Annotated in this window: 14 protein-coding genes, 1 tRNA gene and 2 pseudogenes; 6 read left to right on the top strand and 11 right to left on the bottom strand. The window is 65.7% G+C overall.

What is annotated here, in order from left to right:
- On the top strand, positions 1-195 hold the full coding sequence (locus ALSL_RS12110; RefSeq protein WP_126539520.1) for a hypothetical protein: 195 nt from the start codon (positions 1-3) through the stop codon (positions 193-195).
- 73 nt (positions 196-268) lie between these two features.
- Positions 269-472 (top strand): hypothetical protein, encoded by a 204-nt coding sequence (locus ALSL_RS12105; protein WP_126539518.1) that lies wholly within the window; start codon positions 269-271, stop codon positions 470-472.
- A gap of 132 nt (positions 473-604) precedes the next feature.
- Here ALSL_RS12105 and ALSL_RS12100 read toward each other — a convergent pair.
- Positions 605-922, bottom strand: a pseudogene (locus ALSL_RS12100) (integrase core domain-containing protein); the annotation flags it as partial.
- 164 nt (positions 923-1,086) lie between these two features.
- Between ALSL_RS12100 and ALSL_RS12095 the strand changes: the two are divergent.
- Complete coding sequence (locus tag ALSL_RS12095; RefSeq protein WP_126539516.1) at positions 1,087-1,707, top strand: hypothetical protein; 621 nt, start codon at positions 1,087-1,089, stop codon at positions 1,705-1,707.
- A gap of 137 nt (positions 1,708-1,844) precedes the next feature.
- Positions 1,845-2,087, top strand: a pseudogene (locus ALSL_RS12085) (transposase); the annotation flags it as partial.
- A 2-nt stretch (positions 2,088-2,089) separates the two neighbouring features.
- Here ALSL_RS12085 and ALSL_RS12080 read toward each other — a convergent pair.
- The 6 genes from ALSL_RS12080 to ALSL_RS12050 form a co-directional block, all read right to left on the bottom strand.
- Complete coding sequence (locus ALSL_RS12080) at positions 2,090-2,578, bottom strand: hypothetical protein (protein ID WP_126539514.1); 489 nt, start codon at positions 2,576-2,578, stop codon at positions 2,090-2,092.
- Complete coding sequence (locus tag ALSL_RS12075) at positions 2,575-3,972, bottom strand: recombinase family protein (RefSeq protein WP_126539512.1); 1,398 nt, start codon at positions 3,970-3,972, stop codon at positions 2,575-2,577. The genes ALSL_RS12080 and ALSL_RS12075 overlap by 4 nt, the downstream gene beginning before the upstream one ends.
- A gap of 29 nt (positions 3,973-4,001) precedes the next feature.
- Positions 4,002-4,475 (bottom strand): DUF2924 domain-containing protein, encoded by a 474-nt coding sequence (locus tag ALSL_RS12070; RefSeq protein ID WP_126539510.1) that lies wholly within the window; start codon positions 4,473-4,475, stop codon positions 4,002-4,004.
- Positions 4,476-4,797: 322 nt separating this feature from the next.
- Complete coding sequence (locus ALSL_RS12060) at positions 4,798-6,231, bottom strand: HEPN domain-containing protein (RefSeq protein ID WP_126539507.1); 1,434 nt, start codon at positions 6,229-6,231, stop codon at positions 4,798-4,800.
- Positions 6,232-6,258: 27 nt separating this feature from the next.
- Positions 6,259-7,179: an ImmA/IrrE family metallo-endopeptidase gene (locus ALSL_RS12055; protein ID WP_198410653.1), complete on the bottom strand. Its 921-nt coding sequence runs from the start codon at positions 7,177-7,179 to the stop codon at positions 6,259-6,261.
- A 3-nt stretch (positions 7,180-7,182) separates the two neighbouring features.
- A complete protein-coding gene (locus ALSL_RS12050; protein ID WP_119352879.1) occupies positions 7,183-7,524 on the bottom strand; it encodes a helix-turn-helix domain-containing protein in 342 nt (113 codons plus the stop codon).
- Between the two features lie 245 nt (positions 7,525-7,769).
- On the opposite strand from ALSL_RS12050, the gene ALSL_RS12045 reads away from it, so the two are divergent.
- Positions 7,770-9,005: a hypothetical protein gene (locus ALSL_RS12045; RefSeq protein ID WP_019559507.1), complete on the top strand. Its 1,236-nt coding sequence runs from the start codon at positions 7,770-7,772 to the stop codon at positions 9,003-9,005.
- 1 nt (position 9,006) lies between these two features.
- Positions 9,007-9,972 (top strand): hypothetical protein, encoded by a 966-nt coding sequence (locus tag ALSL_RS13775; protein ID WP_019559508.1) that lies wholly within the window; start codon positions 9,007-9,009, stop codon positions 9,970-9,972.
- 264 nt (positions 9,973-10,236) lie between these two features.
- On the opposite strand, the gene ALSL_RS12035 is transcribed toward ALSL_RS13775, so the two are convergent.
- The 4 genes from ALSL_RS12035 to ALSL_RS12020 all read right to left on the bottom strand — a co-directional run bounded on the left by ALSL_RS12035 (position 10,237) and on the right by ALSL_RS12020 (position 12,758).
- Positions 10,237-10,312 (bottom strand) — tRNA-Phe (locus ALSL_RS12035).
- Positions 10,313-10,360: 48 nt separating this feature from the next.
- Positions 10,361-10,639: an oxidative damage protection protein gene (locus ALSL_RS12030; RefSeq protein ID WP_126539505.1), complete on the bottom strand. Its 279-nt coding sequence runs from the start codon at positions 10,637-10,639 to the stop codon at positions 10,361-10,363.
- On the bottom strand, positions 10,636-11,730 hold the full coding sequence (gene mutY / locus ALSL_RS12025) for an A/G-specific adenine glycosylase (RefSeq protein WP_126539503.1): 1,095 nt from the start codon (positions 11,728-11,730) through the stop codon (positions 10,636-10,638). The genes ALSL_RS12030 and mutY overlap by 4 nt, the downstream gene beginning before the upstream one ends.
- Positions 11,727-12,758, bottom strand: coding sequence for an AsmA family protein (locus ALSL_RS12020; RefSeq protein ID WP_126539501.1), 1,032 nt, complete (start codon positions 12,756-12,758; stop codon positions 11,727-11,729). The genes mutY and ALSL_RS12020 overlap by 4 nt, the downstream gene beginning before the upstream one ends.
- Positions 12,759-12,771: the final 13 nt, after the last annotated feature.

Below are 12,771 nucleotides of genomic sequence, written 5' to 3'. Positions count from 1 at the left end.
ATGAAAGAATTGACTATGCATGAAGTTGGTCAGGTCAACGGTGGTATGTTGGCTCTTGATATCGCCGAGGCTTGGGTTGGAACGGTAGCAGGTGTGGGATTGGGTTTGGTCGGAGCGCCTGTGCTTGTGGCTGGAGCTGTTGGACTTGGCCTTGCTGGCGCGTTTATTGCGACAAGCCATCTGCTTGAGAAATAGCGAGTGTGTGGGCGCTGGCCATGTTGATACATGGCCAGCGCTGTTTAATTCCAAGGGTTGTTAAGGAGGATTCATGAACAAGATCTCGGGAGGCAAATTTGGGGCGTTGCTTCTTGGAACGATGATTGCCATATTCATGATGGATATTATGATTTTCTTTTTCTTGAGGATGTATATAAATAATAATTTTTCAATTTTGGTTGCGCTTGTTTTTGTGGCTATAGTGGCCCCCTTGGTTGCAAGAGCAATATTTTTGCACAGGAAAGATGGAAATTGAGAGATGCGATGACGAAGCCGATCTCGAAGAAAAAAGTGACTTCTAGGGAAGGTCTGATCAGTTGCCGCCATGTGACATCGACGAGCGATGCGTGCCCGCCATATGACCTGCCCCCGCAGGTCGTACCAGTGATTACTGGCAAAGTCCGGGGTTGAAGGGTACTTCGTTGCTGGGTTGTTGTGTTCGGTGGTTGGCGGCGAACTGCGCTGGTGGGATGCGACCGCAACTGCTGTGAGGTCGAACCTCGTTGTAGTCACGTCGCCAGTCGGCGATGACGTCGCGAGCTTGGGCGAGCGAGATGAACCAATGCTCGTTGAGGCACTCGTCGCGGAACTTGCCGTTGAAGCTTTCGATGTAGCCGTTTTGCGTCGGGCAGCCCGGTTCGATCAGGATGTGCACGATACCGTGTTGCTGCGTCCAGGCGATGAAGGCGCGGCTGGTGAACTCCGGCACGTTGTTATACCCCGGCCGCTTCCTACCTGCCAGACTCGCAAAAAAGGGCGGTTGAACTTCCTATACCCGACGCCAATCTTCCTGCGGCACCGGGACGCAGAGGCGCCGGACGCCGATGCAAAGCCGTGCATGCCCCCTGATATCGAAAATGCGAGGTGCTGATGTCGAACCGCCTGCCTGACTTGGCACTTGCGGCTGCGGCCGCTGCCTTCGGCATCGGCATCGTTTTCCTTTTTCGCTCGATGTATCTTGCCGAAGACACGCTGCCTTTCGCGCAGGAGATGACGCTCATCTTTCTCGGCGCTGTCGTGACGATCATTCTGACCGCGGCGCTTCTCAACCGCCAGACCGATCTCGAGCTTCGCAAGGAAGGAAGGGTCATCATCCTCCAGCAGCAATGCGACATTTACATGGCCTGCATCGAGAAGGTCGCAGAGATCGTGGAAACCGCAAGGCACGATGCGAAGCTGATCGATGAACTGCGTGTTCTCAGCCACAAGCTGGCTGTGGTCGCGAGTGCAGGGGTCGTGTCCAGCTTCGAGCAGGTACTGGAGAGCTTGCAGTCCGGTTTTGCTGACGGCACGCTCTCGGACGGGGACGGAGAGCGCGTGATGAATGCCGTCGCCGATCTCACGATAGCGATGCGGTCGGACGTCCTGCACGCTGCTGCCTTTCCTTCGCAGAACACCGAACGCGCCGTTCGCCTGAATTCGAGGCGAATGGAAAAACTCGACGATCTCGAACGTCACCTTCTCGTATCCACCGACACCCGGGAGAACTGATATGCGCGGCCATAATCGCCCACCATTCCCGCCGAAAATTCCTGGAACCGATCTGCCATCCTGGGACGTGCCGACCGCGATCATCTACCGTCCTGCCCGTTCCGCGATGACATCGGCGCCTCGGCCCAACTACTGGGTCCTGGCCTGAGGCGATCGGCCCGGTGCTGGGCATCGTGCATCGTGTGATCGCCGGTTGGCTTGCCGATCAGGCCGGCGTGCCGCGGGATACGGCGCAATGCGGCGTGGTGACCCTGATCCAGCGCTTCGGCAGCGCGCTGAATCTCAACATCCACTTCCACATGCTGTGGCTCGACGGCGTGTACGAGGACACCACCGAGCGTCCGCAGCGCAAGCCGCGCCTGCACCGCACCCGTGCGGCCGGTCACTGGGCCGGTGGCGGAAAACCCAGCAGCCGGCGCTGTTCGGCCCAGTCGCGGGGCAGCAGATCGTGCCGGCCACGCAGGGTCTGCAGGTTCAGATGGCGGGGCTGGCGCCCGTCCAGGATGGCCTCGACGATGTCGGGGGCCAGCAGGGTCATGCGCAGCACCTCGGCCGCCCAGCCTGGCTCCAGTTTCAGCGCGCGCGCCAGGTCGGCGGTCGTCGGATAGACGCCTTCGTCGATCAGCCGCTTCCAGTAGAAGGCCTTGCCGAGCGTCTTGATCATCGGCGCATCCAGGCCGCCCGCGGCTGCGGCTGCGGACTCGGGCGTCGGCGGGATCAGGAGCTTGCGGTTGTGCCTCCGCTTGATCGTCAGGGGCACCAGGGTCACCCGCTGCCCTGCGCTGACGTAGCTGCGCGCATCGTTGCCGACCTCGATGCGGATCGCGCGACGGCGGGAGTTCGGCGTCGGATCGGGAGGCGAGCGGGTCATGTCAAGACCTCCTCGGCAGGCGCGCGGCACTCGTCGACCAAGGGATGCACGCCGATCTCGGGCCCCAATCCCAGCCAGCCGTCTTCACGCCAGAGGATGTCGAGTCCGTACTCATGCAGTTGGACCCGCTCGATCAGCAGCCGCGCGATGCGTTGCTGCTCGGCCGGGAACAACTGCGCCCACACGTCGCCGATGCGTCGCATCGCCACCACCACCTGCGCTTCGTCGAGGGCGGCACCCGCCGGGTGGCGCTGGCACGCCCGCCAGGTACCGATCAGCACCTCCGGCGCCGAGAGCGCCGCGTGGATCTGCGTCAGCACCGCGTTCTCGATCTCGGCCGCGGGCAGATGGCCGACGTCTGGGGCGTCCGGCGCCAGGCTCGCGCCCGCGTTACGACGCTTGTGCAGGTAGGGGACGTAGTAGCGGTAGGTGCGTCCGCTCTTCTTCTTGACGAAGGTGTGCAGCATGCGCTGGCCGTCGGGCGCGAACAGCAGGCCCGCGAGCAGCGCCGGGTGTTGGGCCCGGTGTTCGCGCGGCGCCTGCTTGCGGCGCTCGATGAAAGCGTGCACGGCGTCCCACAGGTCTCGTGGCACGATCGCTTCGTGTTGGCCGGGATACCACGTGCCGTGGTTGCGGATCTCACCCAGGTAGATGCGGTTGCGCAGCAGCGCGAAGATGTATTGCTGGTCGATGGGTCGGCCCGTGCGCCGGCGCCCGCCTTGGGTCACCCAGGCCTTGGTGGTGTGCCCCTCGATCGCCATCTCCCGCACCAGCCGTGCAGCCGAGCCATGCTCGGCGTAGCGCCGGAAGATGTCACGCACGAGTGCGGCCTCGCGCTCGTTGACGACGAGCTTGCGATCGACGACGTCATAGCCCAGCGGCGGCATGCCGCCCATCCACATGCCCTTCGCCTTGGAGGCGGCGATCTTGTCGCGGATGCGCTCGCCGGTGACCTCGCGCTCGAACTGCGCGAAGGACAGCAGGATGTTGAGCGTGAGCCGCCCCATCGAGGTGGTGGTGTTGAACTGCTGCGTGACCGAGACGAAGGAGACGCCGTTGCGGTCGAACACCTCCACCAGCTTGGCGAAGTCCGCCAGGCTGCGCGTGAGGCGATCGATCTTGTAGACGACCACGATGTCGATCCTGCCGGCCTCGATGTCGGCCAGCAGGCGCTTGAGCGCAGGGCGGTCGAGATTGCCGCCGGAGTAGCCGCCGTCGTCATAACCCTCCTCGATGGCGATCCAGCCCTCATGACGTTGGCTGGCGATGAAGGCCAGCCCCGCGTCGCGTTGGGCCTCCAGGCTGTTGTACTCCTGGTCCAATCCCTCGTCGGTGGACTTGCGGGTGTAGACCGCACAGCGCCTCGATGGCGTGACGGGACCAGGCGTCGGCATGGTCGACGGGGATGCGGGCCATCGTGATCTCATGCCGGCTCCTTCCGTCCGTCCTTGGTCTTGAGGCCGAAGAACGCGGGGCCCGACCAAGGCGTGCCGGTGATGTGGCGGGCAATCGCCGTCAGGCTCTTGAACCGCTGCCCCTGATACTCGAAGTCATTGGGCCCGCGCACCAGCACCCGGTGCTCGACGTCGTCGAACATCCGCGTGAGCACCGTGCCCGGCAGCAGCCGACTCGCGTCACGGCGCAGTTGGCGTGGCAGGATGCCCGTCTCACCGATCTCCTCGAGCTTGCGGCGGGTCGCGGGCTTCAATCCGCCGAAGGCGCGCTCCTGGATCCTGTAGGCGAGCCGGCTCTCCAGCCAGGTGCGGTGGTGATGCTTGGGCCGCTCCTCGAAGTACTCGTCCCACAGCGCCCAGAGGCTGTCCATCGGCAGGTGGGGCAACCGGGCGACGCGGGCGGCGACGGTGGCCGGGTCCGCGGGGCCTGCGTGTGTCGTCATCGGCGAACTCCTCGTGCGTGATCGGGGTTCGCATTCACGCGCTGTGGCCCGCAGAAGCCAAGGCCAACCGAGTCGCTGTCGGTGGCGGGACGGCCAGGCGGCGGAAAGGGGCGTGCGCGCAGCCGCAGCAGGGCGCAGGCCAACAGATCGACGATCTCTTGGTGCGCGTGCCGAGGCCGATCAGCCTCGAGGGCCGGGGAGAGGGGTTCGGGTTCGTGCATGGTCGGCGTTCCGATGGAAAACGCTGCTCATGCTAGAAACCGAAGGCACTTCGCGTAACGTGTTTGAGCTGGCGTGTGCGGAAAGGAGGAAGGCCACTGGTTCAGGCCGTGGTTGGTGTCGGAGACCAAGTCGACGGCGGGTTCTTCCGGAGCCACTCCAGGAAGTACTCGCCAGTATCCACGGGGGACGCGCTTGAACGGTATTGCTCCAAACACATCACGTACTGATAGAGCATTGCGTTGGCGATGCTTTCGGACAAGACCCGCTCCGATTCAAGAATGAGGTCGGCCGCCAGCAAGGAGCCATGAGCAATCTTCGACCGCCATTCGTAGACCTTGCGCACGGCAGCCTTGAGCGTCAACCCATCCGTCCGAACGCAGTCTTCCGGCTCTTTCTCGAAGAGCGCGCAAGCCAGATTTCTAATTCCGGCCTCTTCCTTACCACCGCACAAAATATCTAGTGCGAAACCAAACATCGGCAGTGCGACGAAGTCCGCGTCGGAGACGCATGCCCGACCATACCAGTGAATGGCATTGCTCCATCGCTGAGACAGCTCAGGTAGGTTTTCCTGCGCGGGCGTCGGACTGATGACGACCGTGATGCAGTTCCCGGCTGCCTTTCGGAAATCTATGGAGGCGTCGATCAATTCCTGAGCTGCGCCGGGAGCTCCGCCAACGCCTGGTATTTCCATTCCTGAACCAGCGGTCAGGTCGTGCCCAGCCATCTGCCGTAGTCGCTCGATGGCGCGAGGCGGGCCGTGGTCGGCTGAGGTGAATATCCTTTTCTTGTTGCTGCCTGGGATGAGGAGCCGTATGCCGTCGATGGCAATTCTGGCTGCGAGCAGTGCTCGACGCTGCGCCTCTTGATCATCAAAGCCTTCAATGGCGACACACGCAATTCTTTGTTCTGCTGACGCAAAGCGCGTCACCGTCCGGATTGCCAACTTGACGATCTGATCGCAGTCACCATCAGCGCCGTCGCCATCGTTGCTAGCCAGCCCCCAAGCCGTTTCAACACCTGATCGCCATGCGGGACGACTACCTCGAAGGAGTTCCACCTTGTCTAGCCATCCCGATCGATCAACGAATTCAACGGGTCCGACGGAGAAACTCCCATACTCCTGGCGGACGAAGAGCCACACTGGCACATAGACAGTCTGGCTGGTCGGGGAGGCGGTGAACGCAGTGGAGATGGCTTCTCGGTACTGCTTCCATCTCTCATCGTCATCGGCGACTTCAACGAGTGATGAAAGATTCGCTCCGAGCGCGAGCATCGCCCGCTTGAACATTTCATCTCTGCTGAGAGTTCGGGCAAGCGCGGCGTCATTGATTCGGATGTTGTCGATGATCTCCGTTATGCAGCCAAGTGCCCGATCGGTGGTCGGATAGAAGCCACTGCTTCCCGCCGGGATAGAAGGAGGAAACGGCGAGTTTCGAGGACCTTGCAGCCATTGCTTGTATTCTTCGCTTTCTGGGCTCTGGAGCCGAAGGGTCTCCTCCAGGGCGTCCTTCAGTCGCTGGGCATTTGTAGTCATGGGGCATCTTCGGCGACGGCTCTGAATTCAGCGTACCGGTAACCGCTCGTTCGCGACGAACTGGTCGTAGCTCTCGCCGTCCTGCCACGCCCGATCCCAAGCGCGCGGCTCAGCGCTTTCCAACAGCAGCAGGGTCAGGACGCGATCTCTCGAGGCGTAGCTGTGCTTGAACTCACGCAGCTTCATGTAGGGTGCCTCCTCCGGACACCAGATCGCAGCAGACATCTCGATGCCGTCCCACGCCTGCACGACGCTCGCGTCGGCGGCGAGCGTGCCGGGTAACGGCTCTTGCGGATCGCCGGTGCGTCGGATGCGCGCCCGCGTCCTGACGGCGCTGCTGCTGCGCCATTCGTACTTCGCGTAGCCGTTGTCCCAGTAGACCAGGATGGCGCGCTGCGAGGTGAACTTGATGAAGCAGATGCACAGCGCCTCGAACGAGACCTGGAAGCGCTTGGCAATGGCGCTGAGGACGTGCAGATCGATGCGTCCGTTCGAGATCCACTCGCGCAGCCGATCGCCGGGCATCAGCAAGTTGCTGGCGAAGTCGTCGGCCTCGCGCTCGATCAGGCGCATCGTCTCGTGGCCCGAGTAGACGCTCTCCTTGTCACAGTTGAAGCGCTGCTGCCGGTCGCGGTGCAGGATGAAGTGCCCGAGCTCGTGAGCGATGGTGAATCGCTGGCGCTGCGGGCTGACCGTGCCGTTGTAGGCGATACCCCAGACCTCAGGGTCGCCGGGATCCCGCGCCAGCATGCCCTCGAAGGCATCGTCGTTGAACTGCACCGGGGGACGAATTTCCCGAACCCCTTTGCCGTAGGGCGTGGTCGGCAGCATTTGCCGCACGACATCGAGATCGATGGCCTCGGGCACGTCCGCGCCGTACCATGCCCGCAGCCACTTGTGGACATGGCTGGCAGCAATCGAACCGGTGAGGTGGCACGCGGTGCCCAATCGTCAGTCCCCGCCCTGGCCCTTGTCGGGGAACATGATCTCGAGCGCCTGCCGGTAGCGTCTCTTCTCCTCCTCCGTCATCCCGGCGTACTCGCGGAAGAAGGCCACGTCCTCGGGACTGGCCTCGGGAACCTGGGGGATGGGCTCACCCATGATGTCTTCCATCGTGACGCCCAACACCCTGGCCAGCGCCTGCACGCGCTCGGCGGAGGGGCGTTGGCCCTCCTTCATCTCCAGTTCCCAGATGTAAGCCTTGGTGCAGCCGACCGCGTCGGCCACCTGCTGCAGGGTCAATTTCTTCGCCTCGCGGAATCGCCGCAGGCGAGATCCAAACGCGGAAGCCATGGCGATGTCCCGTCTCGAATCACGGGAAGTGTTGGAATGCGATCCGACAGTATAGCCCTGTGATACCAAACGCCGCTAGATGTGCCATGCAGTTTGACAAGCGGATCAGGCCGGGACACAATCGCGCTGTATCACGCTGCTTTACTTTGGCGTGACACAAGTTCAGTCAGCCGTCGCCGGCCCGCGTGCCCGAAGCCTCGGTCAGCAGACCTCCGACGTCACCTCAAGGAAAGGACCGAGACGCGATGAAGAAGACCTATGTCGACGTGCTGCAGGCGCTGCCGCCGGATGAGACGCTGCACCAGTTTCTCGCCAGCCATGGGCTGGCGGTGCCGCCAGCGCTCGATGCACAGCCGCACGAGCCGCCGAACCGGGCCGTGATTGAAGCCATAATGACGTGGGGCGACACCTCGGCGCGCGACCGGCTGACGGCCGAGCTGGTGGCCAGCGTCGCGCTGGGTGATGCCGCGGGCGGCCAGGCGATGTTCGAGGCGGCGCTGTCCGATCCCGCCGTGGTGACGGGCCTGGCGTTGTGCCAGAGCGACCTGCATCGCTCGTTCTGGCTGTACGTGCGGCACCGGGCGCTGTTCGAACGCGCCAGCGATCTCGATTTCTGGGCGCACCACAGCGCCCAGGCGCAGCAATACGACTTGGGAGTGCGGCGCCCTGCGATCCCGACGGACGCCGCACTGGCCGGTCTGCGTCGAGCGATCTCGGCCTACTACCAGCGCGAGCGCCAGTGCGGCGAGGGCTGTGTGGCCTATCTCGTGCCCAGGAGCCCCGGCATCCACCTGCTGACGGTGCACGTCAAAGACCTGGCCGAGCTGCGCCTGGAGTTCGAGGGCGTGGTGTTGAAGCAGCGCGTGGGCAACCCGAACATCCACATGGTGTTGGAGTACGCCGAAGCCACGGGCGTGGTGCGCACCCTGGCGCGCGGCGGTCACAAGGTGCAGCAGATGCTGGTGGAGGCCTTCGCCGAGCATGTGCTCGGGGTGAAGGCCACGCCCGAGCGTATCAAGGCCCCGGCGCTGGACTTGTCGGCGCTGCGCACGGGCTTCGATGTGCCGGAGGTGTTCGAGGACGGCTTCTCGCTGGTGCAGCTGAAGTCGCTCACGCTGCTGAGTCCGGAGGGAGATCTGAAAATCGAGTGCACGGCCATGCAGGCCAGTCAGCACCGCTCGGTGCATGAACTGCTGCGCGATCAACTGCCGGGCCCGCTGGAAGGCCGCTGGGCGGTGCTGGCGGCTCAGATCAACCTGTACTACCCTCCCGAGCCAGGGCGCACCCGGGCGCGCGTGGTGCCCATCGAGGTCACGAGCCGCGGGCGGCTCAACCTGCACCAGTTCGATGCCAAGCTGCAAGCGCAGCTGGAGCGCTACCTGGTACGCATCGGCATCCTGCGCCCCGGCCAGACCTTGAGCGCACAGGAGGCACCCTTCGCCGCGGGCACGGTCAGGGCGACGACTCCCGAGGACGCGTGAGATGTCGGCACACGAGGGCTGGCAGTTCGTCTGCCGGCTGTTCGCCGCGGGCATGCCGGTGCTGCGCGCCACCCTGTCGCCGCGCGAGGTGGCGCTGCTGCCGCACCTGGGCCGCGCGATCCAGGCGGCCGTGACTGATCAATCTTGCGTGCTGTGCCCGCATTGTGCGCTGCATCGGGCGCCGGTGTTCGGCGACGGGCGCGGCGGACGCTTGTGCCGCTGCCCGGACTGCGGGCCGGTGCCGGTCTCGCCGCAGGACGGCGCAGCGCTGCGGTTGAACGAGGACTGGCTGCGCCAGAAGCTGCGCCTGGCCCTTGCGATCGACAGCCGCGACGGCATCGACGACCTTGGTGACGGCGTGTGGCGGCTGGGCGAATCCCGGCGCGCGCCGGTGCTGCTCGCACGCGACATCGTGAGGCTGTGGCAAGAACCAGCGCTGCTGGATCGGGTGCGCGTGACCGGTGGCGACGTTCGGGTGATTACACCCAAACCGCGCGAAACGCGCGGTGCGCCCTTCGGGCCGGGCGTGCAGTGGTGGGCGTTGGAAGATCGCTTCACCCTCTACGGTGGCGGCATCGCGCTCATCGGCCTGCCGGGTGAGCCGCCAGACCCGCAGGCCAGCGATCCAACGACGCCAGTGAAGGGGCCTTTCTCGGCGGATTTCCGCTGGGTCACGCTGCCCGACTGGCCGCACGGCCCGATCCGGCTGACCGAGGCTCAGGCAGCAGTGTTCGAGGCCCTGTGGTCGTTCAAGGGGGAGCCCCGCACCGCCGAACAGGTCATGCGGCGTGCCGGGCTCGACAGCGCCAAGCCCATCGACGTGTTCAAGGTCAAGACGCGCGACAAGGGCAAGCCGGAAGCCGAAGGGCCACTCGTTGCATACCGGGCCCTCGTCCAGGTCGTGCAGGGGCGCCCGGGGCTGTACTCGATGCCCTGTGCTGCAGCATTGAGCCCCGTGCAGGCTTGATGCCTTGCTCATCCAAGCACGATGGACAACCGATGGCAGTGACGCACGTGCAAGTCACTGGGCCACAAGGCCATTTGCGTGCGCTTCCGCAAAGAAGTTGGCGCGGATTTCGAGAGAAAAGAGGGCGAAAGAGAGTCGAACCGGGCGACTTCCGGCCACCCTGCCACTACCGCGTGGCACACGCGGAACGCCGCCAAACCCCGCATGGTGTCGCGGAACCCGCAAATGAAAACGCCCAACCGATGAGGGTTGGGCGTTAGGTATTGGTGGCCAGGGACGGAATCGAACCGCCGACACGGGGATTTTCAGTCCCCTGCTCTACCAACTGAGCTACCTGGCCGCAGAGCGTCGAAGAGCGCGGCATTAGACATGAACGGGCGGGGGAGCGTCAAGGCTCGGACGGTGGCACGAAGCCGGCGGGCGGGGTGCCGGCTTCGCCGCCAAAGAGGAACTTTTCCATCTCCGCGGCGAGGAAGCGGCGCGCCTGGGGATCGAGCGGATTGAGCCGGTATTCGTTGATCAGCATGGTCTGCTGGGCCAGCCACTGCTGCCAGGCTTGCCTTGAGATCTCCGCATAGATGCGCCGGCCGAGTTCGCCGGGCCACGGCGCGTAGTCGAGGCCTTCGGCGTCGATGCCGAGCTTGGCGCAATGTACGGTGCGGCTCATCGGGTGAGGTCCCTCGGGAAGATGGTGGTCGGTGCGGGCGGTTCGAGCGTCTGCAGCAGCTGGCGGACCGGCGCGGGCAGGCCGAGCGTGGCGAGCTCGCCGCTCGTGCTCCAGCGCAGATCGGTGCGGTCGGTCACGCCCGGATGGGCCTGCACGCCATCGAACAGCAACGGCTCGACGTGCAGGCGATAGTGGGTGAACACGTGCTCGAAAGGGGTGAGCGCGGTGGCGTCATCGAGTCGCGCATGCGCTTGGGCCGCCGGCCATGCCTGGGCGTGATCGGCGGTTTCCGGCAGGCTCCACAGGCCGGGCCACACGCCCTGCGGCGGGCGCCTTTCGAGCAGGATGCGCCCGCTCGGGTCGCGCAGCACCAGCATCACGGTGCGGCGGGTCGGCAAGGCCTGGCGTGGACGGGCGGTCGGCAGCATGGCGGTGAGGCCGTCGCGACGGGCGATGCAGTCCTCGGCGAGTGGACAGCGTGCGCAGGCCGGACGGGCGCGGGTGCACACGGTGGCGCCCAGATCCATGATCGCCTGCGTGTAGTCGGCCACGCGCTCGGCCGGTGTGCATGCGTCGGCGTGCCGCCACAGTTCCCGTGCCACCGCGCTCTGGCCGGGATGGCCGTGGATGCCGCGATGGCGCGCGAGCACGCGCTTGACGTTGCCGTCGAGGATCGGAAAACGCAGGCCGTGGGCCTGGGCGAGGATGGCGCCGGCGGTGGAGCGGCCGATGCCGGGCAGTGCGGCGAGCGCGGTGAAATCGCGCGGCAGTTCGCCGCCGTGCCGCTCGACGCAGACGCGCGCGGCGCGCTGCAGGAAGCGCGCGCGCCGGTAGTAGCCCAGTCCCGACCACAGCGCGAGCACGTGGTCTTCCTCGGCCTCGGCGAGCTGGCGCAGGCTGGGCAGCGCGGCAACGAAACGCTGGAAATAGGCGATCACGGTGGCGACCTGGGTCTGCTGCAGCATGACCTCCGCCAGCCAGACCCGGTAGGGATCGCGCCGGCCCTCGGCATCGCCGGCCTGCCAGGGCAGGTCATGACGGCCGTGGCGGTCGTACCAGGCCAAGAGACGTGTGGCGAAGTCGGCACTCATGAGGAAGGCGGGGCGCTGCCGGCAGCGGACGGCGCGGCGCCGGTGGTGAGCGAGAAATTCCGGATCGTCGCCGGGCCGAGGTCGAGCCGGGCGGCGCGCCATTCCCCTTCCAGCGGCGGCATCGTCACGCGCGGTGCGGCGTCGAGCGAGCGCCACCAGGGCGCGAGGGCAAGCGGCGGCGTGCGCAGGTCGAGGTGCGCGTCGGCGGTGTCTGCGCGCACGTGCAGCAGCAGCGGATCGTGCCGGTCTGCCGGGGTGAGGGTCAGCGCGAGCGTGCCGTTTCGCCCGTCCTGCGTGAAGCTGCCGGCCAGGCTGGCACGGGTGTCGGCATCGCCGTGCCAGCGCACGGACCCGGACAGTTGCAGGGCGAGCGTGCGGCCGGCGCGGACATGCAGCTGAAGCTCGTCGAGCTGCAGGGCGGCCTCGGTCTGCCGCGGTAGCGTGCGAAGCTCGAGCCGCACCGGCTCGCCATGGCCCAGCCGGGCGGTGAGCGTGAGCAGGAAGGGCTGGTCGGGACGCAGGCGACCGCTGTCGAGATCGATCGCGTCGAGCAGCACGCGGTCGCCCTCGACCAGACTGCCGCCACGGATGGCGATGCCGGTGTCGATGCGCGGCAGGCGCGGTTGCGCCGTGTCGGGCGGCAGCCCGTCCAGCCATTGCCGCAGGGCGGCGAAGTCCAGTCGCGGCGCCTGGATTTCCAGCCGGCCGATCGCGTTTTCACCGCGCAGCAGGGCGCGCCAGGGCAGCACCAGGCGGCCGCGCTCGGCCAGCAGTATCGGCGCGCCGCCGGCGCCTGCGCGCAGGCTGAGGCCTTCCAGTTCGAGCGCGGGCTCGGGCAGCAAGTCGGGGCGGGCGGGGCGGGCGAGTTTAAGCTCGAGGCCGGCCTGTTGCGCCTGCGCCGCGAGCCGCCGGGTGAAACGCTCCGGCTGCAGCAGCCAATGCAGCCCCAGCACGAGCCCTGTCGCCAACAGGCAGGCGGCACCCGCCACGGCGATCAGGATGGTGCGCAGGCGAGGGGTGATCCGCATCGGCGGCAGCGCG

It is taken from the genome of Aerosticca soli (assembly GCF_003967035.1).
GTDB lineage: Bacteria > Pseudomonadota > Gammaproteobacteria > Xanthomonadales > Rhodanobacteraceae > Aerosticca > Aerosticca soli.
This window is presented reverse-complemented; position numbering and strand designations above follow the sequence as displayed.